Below are 20,318 nucleotides of genomic sequence, written 5' to 3'. Positions count from 1 at the left end.
CCGATGATGGCGATTGCCGGTCCATTTTCAGGGGGACGTTGTCTACGTGCTACTAGAAGAAATTGGTGCCCCGAAGGTCTGCACAAGCGAGCTGCAGGAGGAGTTGCAGCGCTCACCGCAGCTGCTACCTCGGTAGACGCGTGCCTGATCGACAAACGAAACCTTGTGCGATGCGGCGGGAATGAGCTTGCGAACTGCCGCCACGCGGTCGAGATCGAGGTGTGCGGAAACCACGCCGACCTGATCGACGGCGCGGGCTATGACCTGTCCCCAGGGGTCGCAGACGAGAGAGTTGCCGTAGGTGAAACGGCGATCTCCGTCCGCTGCAGTGTAGCCTCCCCACTGACCACAGGCGACGAAATAGACCTGTTGCTCGATCGCGCGCGCACGGCAGAGCACTTCCCAGTGGTCCTTTCCCGTCTGTAACGTGAAGGCCGCGGGTAGAATGACCACATCGACGCCGGCGTCTGCGAGCGCATCAAAGAGTCGGGGGAAGCGAAGGTCGTAGCAGATGGCACAGCCGATCCTCAAACCGCCGGCTTCGTAGACGAACAGGCTCTCTCCAGGCGCAACGGTGGCAGATTCTCGATAGATCTTGCCATCTGGCGCCTCGATGTCGAACAGATGAACTTTGCGGTAGCGGCCGACCTCGTTACCCTCTGGGTCGAAGACGACCGTTGTGTTGTAAATCTTCGAACTTCCATCGACCCTTTCGAGCAAGCTACCGCCGTGGATCCAGACCTTTTGCCGGGCGGCGACCGCCTGCAACATGCGATAGGCGTCGCCGCCCGGCATATGATCAGCCGCCGCCAGTTTCTCCGCCGCCGCGCCGCCGGACCAGTCGAAATGTTCCGGAAGAACGATGAGATCGGGTGTATCGCGTGCGATTGCCTGCAGCATCAGGCTCTCGGCCGCGCGCAAATTGCTGTCGCGGTCGGGCTGGGAGTTCATCTGGACGAGGGAAATCTTCATTATACGATCCGATCCAATTCGAAGATGGAATGGCCGGCCTCAAGGTAGGGCCGGAGCTTGAGGGAACGCTGTTGGCGCTCAAGGGCGACGTCGGCGATGCGGCGCATATCGGAGGGATCGGCAACGAAGACACCCTCCGTATCTGCCAGGACCGCATGCCCGGGCAGCACGGCCGCCCCGCCGCAGGCGATCGGGACATTGATCGCGCCACCGATCTGGTGCCGGCGGCTGGTCGTCTTGGACGAGACTCCACGACACCAGACCGGGAAGCGGCTGGTGCGGATCTCCTCGATGTCGGTGCAAGGACCATCGACGATAATGGCGACGGCGCCACGCGCTCGGGCAGCAGCAACGACACCGCCGCCGACGCAGGCAACGTCGTCCCGGTCGACCCGGGAGATGACGAGAACATCTCCCGGGCGGAGCAGATCGATTGCCGTGTAGATGACGGCTCCATCGCGGCCGGGCGCGGCGACCGTGACTGCCGTTCCAATGGCCTTGGCCGGAAAGACCGGCGCAATTCCTGCCCCAACAAATCCAAGATATTCGAAGTGGCCGATGGTTGCGGTTTCGACACCCTCCAGCAGTGTTCGCAGTGTGTCTGGTATCGCTTCAGGTTGTTTCTTAATCTTGTATGGCTGGGTCATCGACGAGACTCCGATCTGCCCTATGGTTCACAAATCAGACCGGGCGCTCGCCGGATGTCGTCGTCCGATGCATAATCCGGATGGTATTCGGGTCGAATGAATCGCGCCGGTGCATCGTGCAACGGTTGTCCCACATCACGATGTCGCCCACGCTCCATTTCTGGACGAAGACTTCAGGCGTGTTGGTGGTGTGCTCCCAAAGCCTTGAGATCAGGTCATTGCTTTCATCGAGCGGCATGCCGACGATCCACGAGCCTTCCGACGTCCCACCAAGATAAAGCGCTTTGCGGCCCGTCTCGCTATGAGTTCTGACCAACGGATGGACGATGCCACTCCACTCGCGAAAATCCGTGCTCGTCGGTTCGCTTTTCCCGAGGCGCAATTTGCCCGTCTTGTCGTAGACATTCTGGAAGAAGATCTGTCGCCCCTCAACGGCCCTGCGCAGCTCCTCGGGGAGCGTTTCGAAAGCCTGGTAGGTTGACAGAAAATACGTGTCGCCGCCGGAAGGGGGAACCTCGATCGCCCTGAGGATGGCGCCGGCAGGTGGGCGCTCGTAGAACCATGTGTCGGTGTGCCACGTCGCTTCGCTGTTGCCGAGCGCGCCACTCGGCTTGCCGTCCTTCATCACATTGCTGATCACCAGGATTTCGCGATGGATCGGGTGTCCGCCTTCTTGCAATTGCTTGGGATGAATGACGAAATCACCGAAGTGGCGGGAGAAGTCGACCTGCTGCTGGTCTGTGATATCGGTCGCCCGAAAGCGGATGACGCCATATTGCAGCCAGTAGGATCGAACCGCCGCAATGTCCGCGTCGTCGTAGCCGGAGAAATCGAACCCGACGATGTCTGCGCAGACGTTGCTGTCATTCTGGATTGCCGAAACTCTTGTTTTCATGTGTATCTTTCGCCTCCGTGTGGGAAGATCCCGGGTTCGGGATCACATCGAGCTTAGCGGAGTGATAAATCGACATTCCAATATCAATTCTTTCGCATTGATAATGGATGATAATAAATATCACTATTGCTCCAGCAGTTGGACAGCGGAATGGGCGATGGCGAGGTCTACGCGGCAGCCGGCCGAGAGCTTCTCGAGGCGGGTCGAGCGGATCATGGACTTCAAGGTGATCCCGCCATCGACGAGCATCCAGGCCTCGATATAGGCGCCCAGATTGACGACCTTCTGGACGGTACCTGTCAGGCGGTTTGCCGGCTCGTCGAGAGCCCCTGCCGCCTCTGCGAGCCTGACGGCCTCCGGTCTGATGCAGCAGAAGCGCACATTGTCAGGAGCGACGTCGTCTCCCCGCGCGGCTGTGAGCACCGCCTTTCCCGCGCCGAGGGATACCTTCAGGTTCCCATCGGCCCCGGGCTCTGCGGATGCGGGGAGGATATTGGACTTGCCGATGAAATCCGCCACGAAGGAGGTCCTAGGGCGGCCGTAGACGTCCGCGGGCGCTCCTTCCTGAGCGACCACTCCGCCCTGCATGACGATGATCCGGTCGGACATGGCCATCGCCTCTTCCTGGTCATGTGTGACATAGATGAAGGTCATGCCGAGATCTTCCTGGATCTCTTTCAGCTCGACGCGCATCGCTTCCCGGAGCTTGAGGTCAAGGTTTGAGAGCGGCTCATCGAGAAGCAGCACCGACGGCGAGGGCGCAATCGCCCGAGCGACCGCGACCCGTTGCTGTTGGCCCCCCGAAAGTTCCTTCGGATACCGATCCTCAAAGCCCTCGAGATGGACACTTTTCAAGGCTCGTGAGACACCGTCGGCGATTTCCTCGCGGGGGCGGCCCTGCATCTTTAGGCCAAAGCCGACATTCTGGGCGACCGTCATATGCGGGAAGAGTGCGTAGTTCTGGAAGACCAGCCCGATTTTCCGGGCTTCCGGCGGGACGCCTTCCTGATCGCGACCGCGAATTCGGATTTGTCCGCTCGAGGGCGCTTCAAATCCGGCGATCATGTTCAGGGTCGTTGTCTTGCCACATCCGGACGGGCCAAGAATGCTAACGAATTTTCCCTTCGGGATGGCAAGGCTGATATCGTCGACGATGCGGTTTGCACCAAACTGCTTGCTGACGGAAAGGAGTTCAATATCGATGGTCATTTGCTACCCCCGTGAAATTGGGCGGAGAAGCCGCCGATCTTTTCGAAAAGGATGATTGCGCCAAGGATGAAGAGGAGTGACGCGACGTTCACTGCCGCAAGCACCGGATCCAGGCTGTATTCGAGATGGTTGATGACGGTAATCGGAAGTGTCGTCTGGCCGGGTCTGACCAGGAAGACGGAGAGCGGGATGTTGTTGAAGGAAATGATGAAGGCGAAAGTCATCCCCGAGAAGAAGCCGGAGCGGATCAGCGGCAACAGCACATATCGGATCCTCTGCGTGACACTGGCGCCCAGTATGCGTGCCGCGCGGTCAAGCCGTTTGTCGAAACCGAACATCGCGGTGGCCGCCATGCGCACGACGTAGGGCAACGTCAGGATGATGTGAGCCATGACAAGGCCGGGCGTTCCGAGCAGATCGTAAAGTCCAATCGAGGACAGAAACAGGACGACTGCCACGCCCTTGACGATTTGCGGAACCGACATGGGTGACAAGAGGAACGCCATGATGGCGGTGTGCCCCGGACATTTTGCGTAGGCGACGCTGTAGGCCCCAAGGACGCCGAGCAGTCCGCTTGCGAGCGACACGATGACGGCAAGTTCGACGCTGAGTAGAAACGGATCGAGCCAACGGCTGTCCCAGAGCGCAGCGTACCATTGCAAGGTCCAATCGCTTGGCAGGAACGTCACGGCCGAAGTTGGACTGAAGGAGGCCGCGACGACGACCACCAGCGGAAGGGTGATGAAGGCAAGAATGGCGGCAAGCGCCGTCCTGAACAGATATGTGAGCAGTCGGTTCATTGGAGCCTCCCGACATTAAAGGTGAAGTTTCTGGTGGAGGCGCGACTCCAGCCTGGATCCGATGAAGCCGGCGGCCAGCATCAGGATGAGCAGAACGTTCGCCATCACCGCCGCGAAGGGCCAGTCGAGATAGAACAGCACCTGCTCGTAGACCATTGTGGCCATGACTTTGAAGCCGGCGCCGCCAAGGAGGGCCGGGGTCGCATATGCGCTTGCGGCCATGGTGAAGCCAATCAAGAAAGAGCTTACGATTCCCGGCACGGAGAGCGGCAGGATGATGTGCCGGATAACAGCAAGACGTGACGCGCCAAGAATTTGCGCAGATTTTTCCAGATTGGGGTTGATACCCTGGAGGCTCGTCAGAAGCGACAGCACGCCAAACGGCAGGATGACGTGGGTAAGCCCAACCACGACGCCGAAAAGGTTCTTCGACAAGGGCAAGGGTTCCGTGATCAATCCGGTCCATATCAGCGCGGAATTGATGAAGCCGCGATCTTCGAGAATGATGAGCCAGCCATAGGTGCGAAGCACGACCCCCGCCAATTCGGGCGCAATGGCAAGCGCGAAGATGAACGTTCGCCAACGCGACGTGGCGCGTGCCAGGTAGTAGGCGAGGGGATAGGCTAGGACGGTCACGCAGAGCGCAACGAGGCCGGACATCACGACGGTGCGGGCCAGGCCAGCAAGGACCAGGTCGTTGCTGAAGAAGCGGCTATAGCTCGCAAGTGTCGGGCTGCCCTCCGTTTGACTTTGAAAGCTGATCCCGATCATCATGCCCATCGGAATCGCGAAGAAGAGCACCAGGACGAGCGATGGGGCTATGAGCGGCAGAAGTCCCTTGACAGGGACCACAGCGCGCAGCGGCTTTGTCGGAGTGGAGCAAATTATGACGGCCATGATCTACCTCACTTGGCCGCCGCGACGACATCACGTTCCCATCGTTCGCCCCAGGCGGAGAGCCGTGTCGCGACCGCAGCGAGATCGGGCAATAGAAGGGCTTTCAGATCCGCCTCGGTGGTGATCTGCTTGGCACGGATATCGGCGGGCACCTCGATGTCGATCCTACCGCTGCCGACCTTGTAGCCGGTGACCCATGCCTCCTGGCTGGATTTCTCGAGAAAGAAGTTGACGAACTTGATGGCGGCGTCTCGGTTCGCCGCGTGCTTCGGCACGTTCAGGGTTGCGACCAAGGGGATCGAGCCTTCCTTCGGCAGAACATAGTCGACCGGCAAACCGCTATCGACGAGCAGCTGCGCGCGCCCGTTCCAGAAGGGCATCGCCCAGACGTCGCCCCCTTTGAGGTACGTTTCCATGACCGAGGATGATTGCTCAAAGCCGATCGACTGCCCGGCGAGCTTGGCCATGGCGGCAAAGCCGGGATCGACGTTCTCGAGCAGATCTCCACCATGGGCGACCGAGAAGATCTCCATCAGGTAGGCGGCCATCACGTTTTGGAATGTCGGCAGGATGATCTTGCCCTTGAGGCCATCATCCAAAAGCGCGTTCCAGGAATTTGGACGCTCTGCCAGCTTGTCCGTCCGGTAAAGAAGCGAGAGATACTGCACTTCGTGAACCGCGCCGCAGGGACCAGCAACGCCGGCAATCACCGATGACAGATGCTCAAGATTGGGAACCTCCTCTGGCAAGAATTCCTCAAGCAGGCCCTCCTTGCACCCTTCGAGCGATTGGGAAGCGGTCATTACGACGACATCGAAGCCAGGGCGGCCGTTGGTGGCCTTGATCTTGGCGTAATCCTGGGAGGCCGAACCGACGGCGTCGTAGATTACCTTGATCCCGAACCTGGCCTCGAAAGGCTCAATGATCCGCTCCCGAATGATGGTTTCGTACGGCCCGCCATAGCTGTTGACGATGAGCGTTTCGGCGTGGCCGTTCGCAGCCAAAACCATTGATACGATCGCGGGCGCGCACAGCGCAGTGTACCTCATGACGATCCCCTTTGTTGGTGTTGTCGGTTCGGTGACATTGCGCCCGCCAGTCTTGCGATCTCCAATATTGATTTCCCGGTATTGATACGGAAATCATATCAATCGTGTTGCATTCGCTGAGCTGGCGGACGGCTTGCATCGGATTCGGTCTTGAGTGCCTCAAGCTCTATGAAGCCGAGCGTTGGGTTTATGCGCGCTGCCACAGGCAGCCGCTCCGTCACCCCGGCTGGCAGATTTCGTTGATCAGGTTTGGATTGGATTTCAGGGATTTGAAGATATGCAGCCAGAACCGGTAATGGCTTTCGCGATTGAGGTCCCTGGCCTCGAACGCGCGCTTGGCCGCAGCGGTCACCGCGTCGCAGCCGTAAAACTCCATTGCAAGTTCCACAGCCGCCGCCACCGCGACGTCATGTTGCGCATCCGCCTCGTTTGACGGTTCCAGTACATTCTTCAATGGCTTCGACATGGCGACTCTCCTTTGAGAGTCCGGCGGGGGAAATGTGGCCGGACGGTCTCACAGCGAGGATCGCGTCGTCCGGAAACACACGGTGCCACATATCGAACAGGTTGAATCTTAGCTTATTTCCCGCTCTGGGAGAAGTCAAAATTCTCCACCGACATCGTTGATCGATCCCTTGGAGGCCATTGGGCCAACGCGGAAGAGATCTCGGCGTAGGCTACTTTGACTGCTCGCCTGACGAGTTTTATTCGTAACTCACGATTGCCGTGGCAAGATGTGGCGGCGGTTGATGGTCGCGGGGCGGCCCTTGATGGACAGGGCCGTATCGCGCTTTTCGCGTTCGGCCACGACCTTGCCCTTCGCGACGACACAAATCCGCTCGGCGCGCAGGCGCACCGCCTCGATGGGGTTGCCCGCATCGAGTACGACGAGGCTTGCGGATTTGCCCACGGCCAGACCGAGATGATCGAGGCCCATGATCTCGGCATTGATCTTGGTGACCATGTCGAAGCAGGTGCGCATGTCTGTGGGCGAGGACATCTGGGCGACGTGCAATCCCATGAAGGCGACGTCGAGCATATCGGCTGTACCGAGGGAATACCAGGGATCGAGCACGCAATCCTGACCCCAGCCGGTGCGGATGCCGGCCTTCAGCATCTCGGGCACTCGCGTCAGGCCACGGCGCTTAGGGTAGGTGTCGTGGCGCCCCTGAAGCATGATGTTTATGAGTGGATTGGGGATCACTGAGATATCGGCTTCCGCAATCAGCGGCAGCAACTTCGAGACGTAATAGTTATCCATCGAATGCATCGAGGTAAGGTGCGAGGCAGCCACCCGGCCTTGCAGGCCGAGCCTCTGGGTCTCATAGGCAAGCTGCTCGATATGGCGCGACAACGGGTCGTCCGTCTCGTCACAATGCAGGTCGACCATCAGGCCGCGCTTGACCGCGATCTCGCATAGTTCGGTAACGGAACGCGTGCCGTCGGACATGGTCCGCTCGAAATGCGGAATACCACCAACGATGTCGACGCCCATGTCGAGGGCGCGGATGGTGTTCTCGCGCGCATTCGGCGAGCGATAGAACCCATCCTGCGGGAAGGCGACAAGCTGGAGGTCGATATAGGGCGCGATCTCCTTCTTGACCTCTAGCAGCGCTTCCACCGCAAGAAGGCGGTCGTCGCATGTATCGACATGGGTGCGGATGGCGAGGAGGCCCATCGAGACCGCCCAGTCGCAATAAGCTAGCGCCCGCTGCTTGACGGCCGCGTGTGTCAGGAGCGGCTTGAGTTCGCCCCACAGCGCGATGCCTTCGAGCAGCGTACCTGAGGCATTGATACGTGGCAGGCCGTAGGACAACGTTGCATCCATATGGAAATGCGGATCGACAAAGGGCTGACTGACGAGGTCGCCCGAGGCATCGACGACACGACCAGCCTCGGCATCGATGCGTGGCTCGATCGCGGCGATCCTATCGCCCTTGATGCCGATGTCGGCGACGTTTCCGTCGGGCAGCGTGCCACCTTTTACGATTAGGTCAAAACTCATCTTTCGCCTTTCTGGTACGGGATCATCAAAGCTTTGGGATATGTGGCACGACGTGCGACCAGGATCAGCGCCAGGATCGACAGCGCATAGGGCATCATCAGGAAAAGCTGATAGGGCACGATGCCACCCGACATCTGCTGCAGGCGAACCTGATAGGCATCGAAGGCGGCGAAGAGGACGGCGCCGATCAGCGCCTTTCCTGGCCGCCAGGAGCCAAAGACGACCAGTGCGATGCAAATCCAGCCGCGTCCATTGATCATCTGGAAGAAGAACGAGTTGAAAGCCGAGGTGGTGAGAAAGGCGCCGCCGACCGCCATCAACGCGCTGCCGACGACAACGGCGCCCATGCGGATGCCAGTGACCGAAATGCCCTGCGCTTCGACCGCTGACGGATTTTCGCCGGCAGCACGAACGGCTAGACCGATGGGCGTGCGATAGAGGATCCAGGCAACGGCTGCAACCGAGATGAATGCGAGATAGGTCAGTGGCGTCTGGGTAAACAGCGCCTCGCCAACGACCGGGATGCTGGACAGGCCCGGGATCGGCAGGGGCTGGAACGGCTCGATTTTGGGCGGCGACGTCACCTCGGGCAGCGCAAGGCGATAGACGAAATAGGTAAGACTCGTGGCAAGCAGCGTAACACCGATGCCGACGACGTGTTGCGACAGGCCGAGTGGTACCGTGAGCGTCGCATGCAGCAGGCCGAACATGGCACCGAAAAGGGCAGCGACCAGCAAGCCGGCCCAAAGATCGCCGCCGGAATATACGGTAAACCAGCCGGCGAAAGCGCCTGCCGTCATGATCCCCTCGATGCCGAGGTTAAGAACGCCCGCGCGCTCGCAGATCAACTCGCCCATGGTCGCGAAGATCAGTGGGGATGCTATGCGGATTGCGGCAACCCAGAAAGAGGCGGTGAAGAGGATTTCGAGCGCGTCCATGTCACCTCCACCTGATCCGGAAACGCGTCAGAAGGATCGCGACAACCATCGTCAGTAGCGAGGTGGCGACCATGACGTCGGCTATGTAACTCGGTACCTTGGACGCTCGGCTCATGGCATCGGCGCCGACGAAGATGCCGGCGACGAAAATGGCAGAGGCGATGACGCCGAGCGGATTCAGCATGGCCAGCATAGCGACGACGATGCCGGTGTAGCCGTAGCCCGGCGACAGGTCGAGCGTCAGGTTGCCTTTGAGCCCAGAGACTTCGGAAAAACCCGCAAGAGCGGCCAATCCCCCCGAAAGCAACGCCGTTTTCATCAGAGTGCGGTCAACCAGAATGCCAACAAAACGAGCGCCCTCGGGATTGAGGCCGACGGCGCGCATCTCGTAGCCGAGAACCGTCTTTTTCATGACGACCCAGATGAGGACGGCCGAAGCAAGGGCGATGACGAAGCCATAGTGCAGGCGCTTGCCCTGGATGAGGCGCGGCAGTTGCGCTTCGGCAATGACCTTCTGCGATTGCGGCCAGCCGAGCCCCATCGGATCCTTGAGTATACCTTCGAGTAGCATAGATACGAACAGCAGGACGATGAAGTTGAGCAGCAACGTGGTGACCACCTCGTCGACGCCGAAACGCGTCTTCAGCACGGCGGGGCCGAGCAGAAGCAACGCGCCTGCGGCCATGACGGCGACCATGATTACCGGGATGAGAACGACCGAAGGTAGGGACAGTGCGCCGGTTCCCAGCGCCACGGTGACGACGCCACCGATGTAGAGTTGGGCTTCTGCGCCGATGTTCCAGAGCTTTGCCCGAAAGGCGACGGCGATCGCCAAACCCGTGAAGATCAGTGGCGTCGCCCGGGTCAAGGTCTCCAGGAAGGCGAACTGTGAGCCGGCCGCCCCTTTCGCCACAAGATAGAAGACGGACAGTGGGGAAGCGCCGGCGGCGAGAACCAGTATCGACGTCAGCACCAGCGTGGTGCCTATGGCCGCCAGCGGAAACAGCAAGGTGATCGCCAAGGACGGCGCGGGTTTCGGTTCAAGCCGCATGATCGCCGCGCTCCCCGCTGTGGCCTGCCATCAGTTCCCCCAGTTCCCGAATGCTGCGTTCGCCCCTTGCAGAGGGCGTGGAAAGGCGCCCCTTGAACATAACGAAGATGCGGTCGGACAATGCCAGGACCTCCTCGAGGTCTTCCGAAATGAGTAATATCGCGGCGCCCCGATCTCGCGCTGAGAGCAGCATGCGGTGAACATAGGCGACGGCCCCGACATCGAGGCCGCGTGTCGGCTGGCTTGCCAGGATGACCGCCGGGTCGCCATCAAGGGCCCGGCCGAGGATGAGCTTCTGCATGTTGCCGCCTGAGAGTAGGCGTATGCGTGCTTCGGGCGAAGGGCATTTGACGTCGTAGTCGGCAATGAGTTTCTCGGCAAAGCGGCCGGCGGCTTTCCACTTTAGGAAGCCCATGTGGCTGAACCGAGGGCTTCGGTAGCGTTCGGCGATGACATTCTCCGTCACACTCATGTCGCCGATGCTGCCGACAGCGTGGCGATCTTCCGGAATGCGGGCGACGCCATGGGCGAGCGCCGCGCGTGGCGACCAGTCGGAGACTTCCTGCCCCGCGATGGAAATCCTGCCGTTGGTTGGACGCCGTATGCCGGCGATGAGGGCGGCAAGGACAGCCTGACCATTGCCGGCAACACCGGCAACGCCGGTGATTTCTCCGGCTGTAAGCGTGAGCGACAATTGGTCGAGGCCCGCCCCATTGTAGGGCGTTGCGGAGACCTGTTCGAGTGCCAGCAGCGGCCCTCCCAGTCTCAGCGGGCTGACCGTCGTTGGCTTGACCTCCCGGCCAACCATGAGTGCCGCCAATTCTTTGCGATCGGTCGACCTTGTTTCGCGCTCGCCGACGAGCTGGCCGGAACGCAGAACCAGCACACGATCGCTAACAGCCATCACTTCGTGTAATTTATGAGAGATAAAGATGATCGACAGGCCTTTCGCGACGAGCAGCTTCAGCGTCCGGAACAATGCCTCAGTCTCGACGGGGGTTAAAACGGCCGTCGGTTCGTCCAGGATCAGGATGCGGGCCTCGCGATAAAGGGCTTTTAGGATCTCGACGCGTTGGCGCTCGCCGACCGAAAGGCTGGAGATGGTAGCCGCGGGATCGACGGAGAGGCCGAAATCAGCGGACAATTGCTCGATGCGCCGTCGCGCTGCGGTCCGGTCAAGGCGCAGGCGCCAAAGGCTCTGCGTACCAAGCGCAATGTTTTCCAGCACGGTCATGTTGTCAGCAAGGGTGAAGTGCTGGTGGACCATGCCAATGCCGGCGTCAATGGCTGCACGCGGATCTCCCGGTGGAAGCGGCTTGCCAAAGGCCTCGACAGTTCCCTCGTCGGCGACATAGTGGCCGAAGAGAATGTTCATCAGAGTCGTCTTGCCGGCACCGTTCTCCCCGAGAAGTGCGATGACTTCGCTCTGCTCGAGGTCGAAGGATATGGCGTCGTTGGCCCTGAGCGGGCCGAAACGCTTGCTAATGCGGGAAAGACGAAGAGCGGGTTTGCTAGACACGTCGGCGACCGGAAGACGAGTTGTGGGGGGCTTCCTTTCTCGTCCAAGGAGAGAATGGTCGCTGTCGGCGAGGGGTGATCCCTCGTCCGGCACTACCGACCATCTCTCCGATGAACGCGAGGAAATGGTTAGGACGACTTCGGCTCGGCGTCGTTGATCTCGACCGTGAACGAACCGTCCTTGATCATTTTTTCCTTCTCCGCGACCTTGGCCTTGATGGCGTCCGGAACCTTGCTGTCGAAGGTGCCGAGAGGCGCCAGCGAACAGCCGCCGTTCTTCATGAAGGAATAGATTCCGTAGTCGTCAGCCTTGAACGCGCCTGCCTTCACTTCGCTGATCGCCTTGTCCAGCGTCGGTTCGAAATGCCACAGTGCGGAGGCGATAACGGTGTCCGGGTAGTCCGCCTGGGTATCGATAACATTGCCGATGGCCAAGACCTTCTTCTCCTTGGCGGCGTCGGACACACCGAAACGTTCGGCATAGAGCAAGTCCGCACCCCCATCGATCTGGGCGAATGCGGTCTCTTTGGCCTTTGGCGGATCGAACCATGAGCCGATGAAGGCGACCTGGAATTTGGTATCCGGGGCCACTTCCTTCACGCCGGCCATGAATGCGTTCATCAGCCGGTTGACCTCCGGGATCGGATAACCTCCCACCATGCCGATGTTCTTGGACTTCGTCATTGCGCCGGCGACAAGGCCGGACAGATAGGATGCGTCCTGGATATAGTTGTCGAAAACCGAGAAGTTCGGAACGGCGGCATCGGGCTTGAAGCTCGAGCCCATCAGGAAGGCGACATCCGGATAGTCTTTGGCAACCGCGCGGGCAGCATCCTCGACGCCGAAGACCTCGCCCAGGATCAACTTGTGACCCGCCTCGCAATACTCACGCATGACGCGCTCGTAATCGTTGTTCGCGGTGTTTTCCGAATAGACATATTCGATGTCGCCACGATCTTTGGCTGCATTCGCCGCCTTGTGGATACGGCTGACCCACTGCTGCTCGACCGGAACGGTGTAGATGGCCGCGACCTTTATCGGGTCCGCAGCGAGCAGACGGTTCGGCAGACCCGCTGCGGTCACCACGGCGGATGCGCCGACAGCTTTGATCAGGGTTCTTCTGGAAATGGCAAAATTGAAGGAATCGCTATGCATTAAGTTCCCCTCTGATTGATTGCGCGTTTCGCGCGTCTTTTTACCACTTGGTCAATGTAGGGGAAGTTGGAGATCGCAGCAATTGGGTGTGGTACGCCTTCAGATGGGGGGAGCCGCGGGGCCGATAACCTTCGGGAACGGCAGGTTGCGGGCGGTTTTTGGCTTCGGTCGGCGCTGAGGGGGAATCGCCTCCCTTTGGGAGATGAGGAACCCGTAGGCGGCGATGCAGAGGCTGGCATGATGATGGAAGCCTCGCCAGCCTCGCCCCTCGTAATGGCCGAGGCCGAGTTCCTGCTTGAGCTCCTGATAATCGCGCTCGATGCGCCAGTGCAGTTTTGCCGCGGCAACGAGATGCTCAAGCGAGGTGTTGGCGGGCAAGGTAGACCGCCAGTAATTGAGGGCTCGTAAGCCCACCAAGGCGAGAGGTTCGTTAGTCCTTCGACCCTAAGCGGTCATTTCGAATATCGCCCGATGCATGCTACCGCTTGGCCGCTGGCACGGGTATTATCGGCGTCCCAATCTGCTCGATCGACTGATGGACGGACTCCGCGGCGCTGGGGTCTCCATCTAAAGACGAAACCGACAGACATGCGTCCTCTGCGGAGAGGAGTAAGGAAGCGATTGCGATGAAGCATCTCAGTGAAGCGGGCCGACGAACCCTGGGAGGGATTGCAGAGCGGTACGGGGTAAGCTTCGGCGCGGTAGAGCACCTTCTGATGGCGATTATTGCCGGACAGGGGACGCAGGCCCAGTTCAACCATCCCGATCTGGGTGGGATGGGGCAATGGTCGCAGGGCGGCATGATCATGGTCGGCGACATGTTCAACAATGCGCTGAAGGCGAACGTGGCAGGAATTTGTTCCGAGCTTGCGGCCTTGGTGCACGGCATGGATTTGCTGGGCCCGCAGACGTCGCGCCAGTCCCAATATCAAGGTCAGGGCGGCGGCGTCAGCCTGTTTGTGCCTGGCGCGCTGTCGGCTGGGAACTGGTGGCCCGAGGAGCTCGGACATCCTGCCTCGACCGGGGCGCAGAATGACCTACGCTATGCCTTTTTCCCGACAACCCGCCGGCTGGCGATCGATGTCGGCGGCCGGGTTATGGTCTATGACACGAAGGACCATCACATTGGCGGGTTCTCGCAGCAGCAAAGCGGCGACCAGTCGCTGAGCTTTACGTCTCAGTATGGGCTGGTGAAAATTTCGGAGCTGGATGTGGTGCGGCAGGGCGGCAAGGAACCGGCGGACACGCCGGGTACAAGAACATCCGCCGCCACGGCTGCGCCGTCGATATTCGCATCGCCCGCGTCCGAACCCGCCGAGCCACAACAAGCGGCACATCCAGCGCCGGAGGCGGTTCGGTCGGATGAGGACATCTTCGACAAGATCGAACGCCTCGCTGCACTTCATGCGAAAGGCATTCTCACGGATCAGGAATTCGAGGCCAAGAAGTCGGAGTTGCTCAGCCGACTATAGCGTCCGATGAACAGGGCTTGCCACACGGAGGTGAATGGAAGGCTTTCCATCGAGCCGCGCCGGGCAATGACGACAGTTAATGAACCTCCGACAAAACCACAATCCAATTGAATTCGCGCTCACTCATCAAAACCCATCTCATCCTGCATGTCCCGATCGCCTAACAAGCGGGGAGTGGGACAATCCGGATTCGACCCTTCTGCATAGCGTCCTTATCCGACCCAGTGCCGATCTTCCTCGCCGGTTCGCAACGACAGGGACGGGCTCGAAGCAGTCTTTGCCCCCTTGCATATCAGACGGCTGCACAGGGTCGAACTTTGGCCTTCACATTGGCCAGCCAGCAGCGCTTCGCCGAGAACGCCGCTTCGGGTCTGCGGAACGCTCCGGCTCAACACTTTCGTGGATTCTCGGCTAGCGATCCACTACTCTCTCAGGTGGGAGGAAATCGATGTGGAACGCCGCCTCGCCGCCATTATGGCCGCTGACGTAGTTGGCTACTCGCGTCTGATCCGGACTGATGAGGACGGCACACTCGCGGCGCTCAAGGCGCTGCGGACTGACCTGATTGGTCCGAGGATCGCGGATCACCATGGTCGCGTCGTCAAGCTCATGGGGGACGGATTGCTGGTCGAATTCGCCAGCGTCGTGGAGGCGGTGCGCGCCGCTGCCGAGATGCAGCAGGCGATGGCTGAGCGCAACGCCGCCGTGCCGGAAGAGCAACGCATCGAATTCCGCATCGGCATCAATTTGGGCGATGTGGCCATTGATGGCGAGGACATCTATGGCGACGGCGTCAATGTCGCCGCCCGCCTGGAGGCGCTGGCTGAAGCAGGCGGCGTCTACGTTTCGGAGGCGGTGTATGACCAAGTGCGTGATCGACTCGAGTTGCGCTTCGAAGACCTGGGAAAGCAGCAGCTCAAAAACATCGACCGGCCGGTGCTCGTCTGGCGCTGGCTGCGGGACGGCATCACGCCGACGCCCAAGGCAGCTCAGGCGGAGCAGCCATTGCCGGAGAGACCGTCGATCATAGTTCTCCCCTTCAACAACATGAGCCGCGACGCCGATCAGGAATATTTCAGTGACGGCATCACGGAGGACATCATCACTGACCTCAGCAAGGTCTCCGGTCTCTTCGTCATCGCGCGCAATTCGGCATTCGTCTACAAGAACCGGGCGTTCAGCGTCCTTCAGGTTTGCCGCGAGCTCGGCGTCAAGTTCGCTCTCGAAGGCAGCATTCGCAAGGCCGGCAACCGGGTTCGCGTCACCGCCCAGCTAATTGACGGTTCGACCGGCGGCCACATCTGGGCAGAGCGCTATGACCGCGAACTCACCGATATCTTCGAGGTCCAGGACGATATTACGGAGCAGATCGTGGCTGCTTTGAAGGTCACGCTCAGCGAAGCGGAAAAATCGCGCAACATTGATAGCGGCACAAAGGACATGGATGCCCATGATCTATTCTTGAGAGGGCGTGAGCTGATCCGCGGCGTCAAAAAAGACCGTGAGATGTTCGATCAGGCGACCGCGTGCTTCCGCCGGGCGATCGAGCTCGATCCGAACTACGCCGCCCCTTATGCGGGTCAGAGCATGGCGTATGTCCTGGATTTTCAAAACCGCTGGAGCGACACGCCCGAGACGTCGCTCGACCAGGCCGAGCGCTTCGCCAGCGAGGCGATCGCCAGGGACGACAAGGACCCTTTCAGCCACTATGTCGCTGCTTTAGTTGCCTTCTTCCAGAAAAATTACGAGCAATGGGCTGATGAGGCCGATCGGTCCTTGTCGTTCAACCCCAATTACGCGCCCGCGCTCAACCTCGCGGGCCTCGTACACCTCTATACGGGAGCGCCGGCGAAGGCGATCCCGTACACTGAACGGGCGATGCGCCTCGATCCGGCCTTCGGGCACCAGTACGTGCACTTTCTCGGCACGGCCCATTTCGTGATGGGCGAGTACGAAAAAGCGGCAGCCCTGTTCAGGGATCGGATCGCCGTCAGTCCGACCACAGACCTGTCGCGCGCTTTCCTCGCCTCAGCGTTGGGCCATCTGGGCAAACTGGATGAGGCCCGCGAGGTTTGGCGGGAGCTCAAAGGAATCAATCCGAGATACTCCCCCGTAGAGCATATCGGCCGCCTGCCATTCCGGGACCCCGCGGATGCCGAGAAGTTCATCGCTGGCTTGCGAAAAGCAAGCTTGGCGGAGTGACCCGGCTACAGACTCTGTTACCAATAGTTGCCCTCTCGTCGAGAGAACTTGGCCGTAGCGACAGTTTATTCAGTTTCAGCTAACTGCGAATCCGCTAAAGGCCGCTTCGGGTCGACCTTTTACGTTCCTCGCAGGTCGCGAGGGTGGAACTCTGCTATATGGAACCGTTGGCGGAATGACTTGTTTGCTAACTACGGGCTTCCGCTTCGGGCCCATTGCCGACTTCGAAATGTAGCCGTAGGTTGTGTAGATCTTGAGGCTCCTCGAATGAAATCTAAGGTCGTGGTTGGGAGACTTTTGGAGTCCAGGATTATGCGTTGTCCAGAGGCGTGAGCAGTGGAGCCGGAAACTGGCGTTTCTGTCCGGATAAAGAACCTGAGGGGCGTGAATGTTTCTGATCGACCGTGATGAACTAGAGGCACAGGGAGGCGGAGGCTGCGGGGCTGAAGGTGACGATCGGCTACGAGGACGTGTTCCACCAGTGCAGCAATGCGGAGGCTGCGGTGACCGCGCTCGAGCGCGCCATGGACGAGGAGGGCGTCAGCCATGACAAGGGCGAGGGCGTGCTGCCGATGAAGGGATCGGAGGATTTCGGGCTTTTCGGCCGGGTGGCGCCAGCGGCGATGTTCTTCCTCGGCGCCGGCGAAAACCATGCGCGGTTGCACAATCCGGACTATGACTTTCCAGACGATCTGATCGGCATCGGCGCCAAGGTGTTCATGCGGGCGATCCGCAACGAACTGGGGTGAGGGCGGCTGGCGATCGCTTGCACGGCGGGCGTCGTGGCGGCACTCTCCGACATTGCGCAGTTTCGGCCGAGAGCCGTTTCACGTCGCGTCGGATGTGCTTAGAGGAGGAGCAGGCGATGAGGCAGTCCAGCATTCGTGTCGCGCTTTGCCTGGCGCTTGCCATCGCGGGGATCACCGCTGCTCACGCGGCGGATACGCCCGGCGCTGACGCTCCAGCCCAACCGGAACAGGCCCAGGATAGCAGCCTGCAGGCCTTCATCAGGGCCAATCCGGATTGCCTGGAATTCACCGACCAGTGCTCGCACTGCGCAGTCGTCAATGGAGTTGCCGAATGCTCGACGGCGGAGATCGCCTGCATCAAACGAGAGAACCAGTGCACCAGGCGGATCGCTAATTGATGCATCCTGCAAACAGGACGTCTATCAGACCTCGTCGTCGCTGACGAAGCCCTGAAGCGCGGCAACATAGACACTGCACAAAGATGGGGCGCCGACGGCAGGGACGTCTCGGGCATGGTCGAGGGCGCCTTCGGGCGGCACGATCCCGAGGTTGATCGCGCCCTGATCTCATTTCAACGCATGCCGTGCCGAGCTGTAGGCATGTGGGAGCTGGGCTGAGCCCTATTCCAATTCCGCCAGCCGCTCCTGACAGATCATCTCGACGAGGCGGTGGAGGTGTTCGGTTCGCTCGATAAGCCAAGCGAGCGCTTCTTCGGTGACATCGAAGTGCTTCGAATAGCGTGCCTTCACATAGGCTTCGTTGAGAACGTTGTACCAGGCGGTAAAGCGATGCTGATCCCGCGGCCAGGCCTCGACCAGCCGCTGATCACGATCCTCGGCGAGACCGCGTAGAAATTTGAGGTTGTGCGACGGCGGGCTGTAGTTGGTCAGGGTGAGGAGCACGCAGGAATAGGCCGATTCGACAGCTTGATGTAGTTCAAATACTGCGCGGCGTTTGTTTTCTTTCGCCAGATAGAATCTTGAACCTGCGATCAGGTCTCCAATCTCCGGTAGATGAAGATTAGCGTGCTCCGTCGCCACCCTGAGCGCATCGGCCGGCGAGAGTCGTTTCGGCTCGGCCAGAGGCCGGTCGTCGAGTTCGTAGAGCACGATGCCCTCGCGCAGGATATCGACGAAGAAATACTGCCCATCCGCAAGGAAGTTGTTCACCTCCCGGGCGCCATGGACGATCAGCCCCACCGGCGTCGAGACCCCCTTATCCCACATTAGACGGTCGCTCGCCTTGTCCCAGTATTGCGGTTCTGCGAGCTTCTTCGAATTGACGATGACGAGGATGTCGTAATCGGAGCGATAGCCCTTCATCGTATGCGGTTCGTCAACAAAAGTGCCGCGGGCGTAGGAGCCGAACAGGATGATCTTCAGGATCCGCCCGCGCTTCTTGAAGTCGGCCGAGCCACCCTCGAGCGCATCGGCAAACTCCTCGTGGATGATCTCCACAACGCGGGCAAGCTCGCGCTGCTTCTTTTCCGGAAGGTGTTCGAGGCTCGTTTTCATGTGCAACCGATAGGACAAAGACGATTCGCCGTCTACTGCAGGAATTCATGGGTTTCACATTATTAAAAAATAACAGATTGATCTAATTTGACGATTAATGGATGATCTGTATCCTTGTGGAATGGCTTGCGCGGATGCAAAGGACAGGCGAATGGAACTCCGTCAAATGAGATGTTTTGCAACCCTGGCCGAGGAGTTGCATTTCGGTCGCGCCGCGACCACGCTCTCCATGGCGCAGCCCGCCCTTAGCGTGCAGATACAAACGTTGGAAAAAGAGCTCGGCGTGCAGCTTCTCATCCGCTCTACGCGTCGTGTTCAACTGACCAAAGCCGGCGAAGTTTTTTATGAGCGGTGCATCAGTGTTCTGCGGGAGATCGAAAACAGTTCCGCTGTCGTCCGGGCCGTTGCGGGCAAGAATGTCGATCGGATCACCATCGGAACCATATATCCCGCGACCTTCGGTGTCTTGCCGCTTTTTCTAAACAAGCTCGGCAAGCGATTTCCCGATATACAGATTCACGTGAGCAGCGGTTCCACGGATGCAATCATCCGCGACCTGGAGAAGGGCCGTATCAACCTTGGCTTCATCCGGCCGGTCGAAAACATTGGATCGCTCCGTTGGCAGAGCATCGCCAACGAACGATATCTTCTGGCGGTGCCACTTGGCAGTCGGCTTGAGACGGCGGACACCGTCACAATGAGCGATCTGAAACAGGAGAGGATCATCTCTTTTTCCCGCTCGAATCTATCTTACACGGAAAAGTACTTCTTCGAGCAGTTCAGAAAATTTGGCCTCCTCGATCAGGTTGCCTGTAGTTGCGACGACACGCTCTCCTTGGTTTCGCTGGTCGCGGCCGGGATGGGCGTAGGTTTCGTGCCGGAATGGACCAGGGATTTGCCCCGCCAGTCGTTTCGCCTTCGGGAAGTGGAGGGGGTGGATTTCACGATCGGCATGGGGCTTGCCTGGAACAAAGAGGACCCTACCGCGAACCGTGAAGAGATCGTAGAAATTGCCCGCACGCTGGCGGCGGCATCAAGATCGCTTAAAGCTGTGGGCGACCATTCCGGAAGAAACAACACCAAGCGCCCTCTGCCGGCGCATGGCGATTAGGTAAGTGGCAACGTAGGCCGCCAGAGGTTGGCAACGACGGTCGTTGGACCTTCATACTGAAGGCGAGTTGAGACAGGAGCACAACTCGCCGACTGCTTCCCAAAAGGTCCAGAATGTTGCCGGGCCGAGCATTG

General features: G+C 59.8%; 18 protein-coding genes and 2 pseudogenes. 5 read left to right on the top strand and 15 right to left on the bottom strand.

Annotated features, from left to right (window positions below; all coding sequences use genetic code 11):
* Nucleotides 1-42 precede the first annotated feature (42 nt).
* The 14 genes and pseudogenes from AC0C6X_RS17715 to AC0C6X_RS17650 form a co-directional block, all read right to left on the bottom strand.
* Nucleotides 43-972 carry a carbon-nitrogen hydrolase family protein gene (locus AC0C6X_RS17715; protein ID WP_472954399.1) on the bottom strand — a complete coding sequence of 310 codons (930 nt, stop codon included), beginning with the start codon at nt 970-972 and terminating at the stop codon, nt 43-45.
* Nucleotides 972-1,619, bottom strand: a complete 648-nt coding sequence (locus AC0C6X_RS17710) for an RraA family protein (RefSeq protein WP_472954397.1) — start codon at nt 1,617-1,619, stop codon at nt 972-974. The genes AC0C6X_RS17715 and AC0C6X_RS17710 overlap by 1 nt, the downstream gene beginning before the upstream one ends.
* Before the next feature lie 34 nt (nt 1,620-1,653).
* The gene (locus AC0C6X_RS17705; protein ID WP_472954395.1) at nt 1,654-2,514 is read right to left on the bottom strand and encodes a TauD/TfdA dioxygenase family protein; all 861 of its coding nucleotides are present in this window, start codon (nt 2,512-2,514) and stop codon (nt 1,654-1,656) included.
* A 123-nt stretch (nt 2,515-2,637) separates the two neighbouring features.
* A complete protein-coding gene (locus AC0C6X_RS17700) occupies nt 2,638-3,723 on the bottom strand; it encodes an ABC transporter ATP-binding protein (protein WP_472954393.1) in 1,086 nt (361 codons plus the stop codon).
* Nucleotides 3,720-4,523 (bottom strand): ABC transporter permease, encoded by an 804-nt coding sequence (locus tag AC0C6X_RS17695; RefSeq protein ID WP_472954392.1) that lies wholly within the window; start codon nt 4,521-4,523, stop codon nt 3,720-3,722. Before AC0C6X_RS17695 ends, AC0C6X_RS17700 begins: the two co-directional genes overlap by 4 nt.
* A 15-nt stretch (nt 4,524-4,538) precedes the next feature.
* A complete protein-coding gene (locus AC0C6X_RS17690) occupies nt 4,539-5,303 on the bottom strand; it encodes an ABC transporter permease (protein ID WP_472954458.1) in 765 nt (254 codons plus the stop codon).
* Nucleotides 5,304-5,428: 125 nt separating this feature from the next.
* Nucleotides 5,429-6,469, bottom strand: a complete 1,041-nt coding sequence (locus tag AC0C6X_RS17685) for an ABC transporter substrate-binding protein (protein ID WP_472954390.1) — start codon at nt 6,467-6,469, stop codon at nt 5,429-5,431.
* A 217-nt stretch (nt 6,470-6,686) separates the two neighbouring features.
* A complete protein-coding gene (locus AC0C6X_RS17680) occupies nt 6,687-6,935 on the bottom strand; it encodes a hypothetical protein (protein ID WP_173519930.1) in 249 nt (82 codons plus the stop codon).
* A 249-nt stretch (nt 6,936-7,184) separates the two neighbouring features.
* Nucleotides 7,185-8,474 (bottom strand): amidohydrolase family protein, encoded by a 1,290-nt coding sequence (locus AC0C6X_RS17675; RefSeq protein WP_472954388.1) that lies wholly within the window; start codon nt 8,472-8,474, stop codon nt 7,185-7,187.
* On the bottom strand, nt 8,471-9,412 hold the full coding sequence (locus tag AC0C6X_RS17670; RefSeq protein ID WP_472954386.1) for an ABC transporter permease: 942 nt from the start codon (nt 9,410-9,412) through the stop codon (nt 8,471-8,473). Before AC0C6X_RS17670 ends, AC0C6X_RS17675 begins: the two co-directional genes overlap by 4 nt.
* A 1-nt stretch (nt 9,413) precedes the next feature.
* The gene (locus AC0C6X_RS17665; RefSeq protein WP_472954384.1) at nt 9,414-10,463 is read right to left on the bottom strand and encodes an ABC transporter permease; all 1,050 of its coding nucleotides are present in this window, start codon (nt 10,461-10,463) and stop codon (nt 9,414-9,416) included.
* Nucleotides 10,453-11,982: an ABC transporter ATP-binding protein gene (locus AC0C6X_RS17660; RefSeq protein WP_472954381.1), complete on the bottom strand. Its 1,530-nt coding sequence runs from the start codon at nt 11,980-11,982 to the stop codon at nt 10,453-10,455. The genes AC0C6X_RS17665 and AC0C6X_RS17660 overlap by 11 nt, the downstream gene beginning before the upstream one ends.
* Nucleotides 11,983-12,110: 128 nt before the next feature.
* The gene (locus tag AC0C6X_RS17655) at nt 12,111-13,136 is read right to left on the bottom strand and encodes a BMP family protein (RefSeq protein ID WP_472954379.1); all 1,026 of its coding nucleotides are present in this window, start codon (nt 13,134-13,136) and stop codon (nt 12,111-12,113) included.
* Between the two features lie 40 nt (nt 13,137-13,176).
* Nucleotides 13,177-13,529, bottom strand: a pseudogene (locus AC0C6X_RS17650) (transposase); the annotation flags it as partial.
* Nucleotides 13,530-13,762: 233 nt separating this feature from the next.
* Between AC0C6X_RS17650 and AC0C6X_RS17645 the strand changes: the two are divergent.
* The 4 genes and pseudogenes from AC0C6X_RS17645 to AC0C6X_RS17630 all read left to right on the top strand — a co-directional run bounded on the left by AC0C6X_RS17645 (nt 13,763) and on the right by AC0C6X_RS17630 (nt 17,957).
* Nucleotides 13,763-14,608, top strand: a complete 846-nt coding sequence (locus AC0C6X_RS17645; RefSeq protein WP_472954376.1) for an SHOCT domain-containing protein — start codon at nt 13,763-13,765, stop codon at nt 14,606-14,608.
* A 444-nt stretch (nt 14,609-15,052) separates the two neighbouring features.
* Nucleotides 15,053-16,810: an adenylate/guanylate cyclase domain-containing protein gene (locus AC0C6X_RS17640; RefSeq protein ID WP_472954455.1), complete on the top strand. Its 1,758-nt coding sequence runs from the start codon at nt 15,053-15,055 to the stop codon at nt 16,808-16,810.
* 425 nt (nt 16,811-17,235) lie between these two features.
* Nucleotides 17,236-17,559, top strand: a pseudogene (locus AC0C6X_RS17635) (M20/M25/M40 family metallo-hydrolase); the annotation flags it as partial.
* Nucleotides 17,560-17,675: 116 nt separating this feature from the next.
* Nucleotides 17,676-17,957 carry a hypothetical protein gene (locus AC0C6X_RS17630; RefSeq protein ID WP_472954373.1) on the top strand — a complete coding sequence of 94 codons (282 nt, stop codon included), beginning with the start codon at nt 17,676-17,678 and terminating at the stop codon, nt 17,955-17,957.
* 222 nt (nt 17,958-18,179) lie between these two features.
* On the opposite strand, the gene AC0C6X_RS17625 is transcribed toward AC0C6X_RS17630, so the two are convergent.
* On the bottom strand, nt 18,180-19,073 hold the full coding sequence (locus AC0C6X_RS17625) for a nucleotidyltransferase and HEPN domain-containing protein (protein ID WP_472954371.1): 894 nt from the start codon (nt 19,071-19,073) through the stop codon (nt 18,180-18,182).
* Nucleotides 19,074-19,224: 151 nt separating this feature from the next.
* On the opposite strand from AC0C6X_RS17625, the gene AC0C6X_RS17620 reads away from it, so the two are divergent.
* The gene (locus tag AC0C6X_RS17620; RefSeq protein ID WP_472954368.1) at nt 19,225-20,184 is read left to right on the top strand and encodes a LysR family transcriptional regulator; all 960 of its coding nucleotides are present in this window, start codon (nt 19,225-19,227) and stop codon (nt 20,182-20,184) included.
* The last annotated feature ends 134 nt before the right edge of the window (nt 20,185-20,318 follow it).

Source organism: Ensifer sp. VA4, assembly GCF_055710065.1.
The sequence above is the reverse complement of the archived record's forward strand: the minus strand, read 5'-3'. Positions and strand labels throughout refer to the sequence as shown.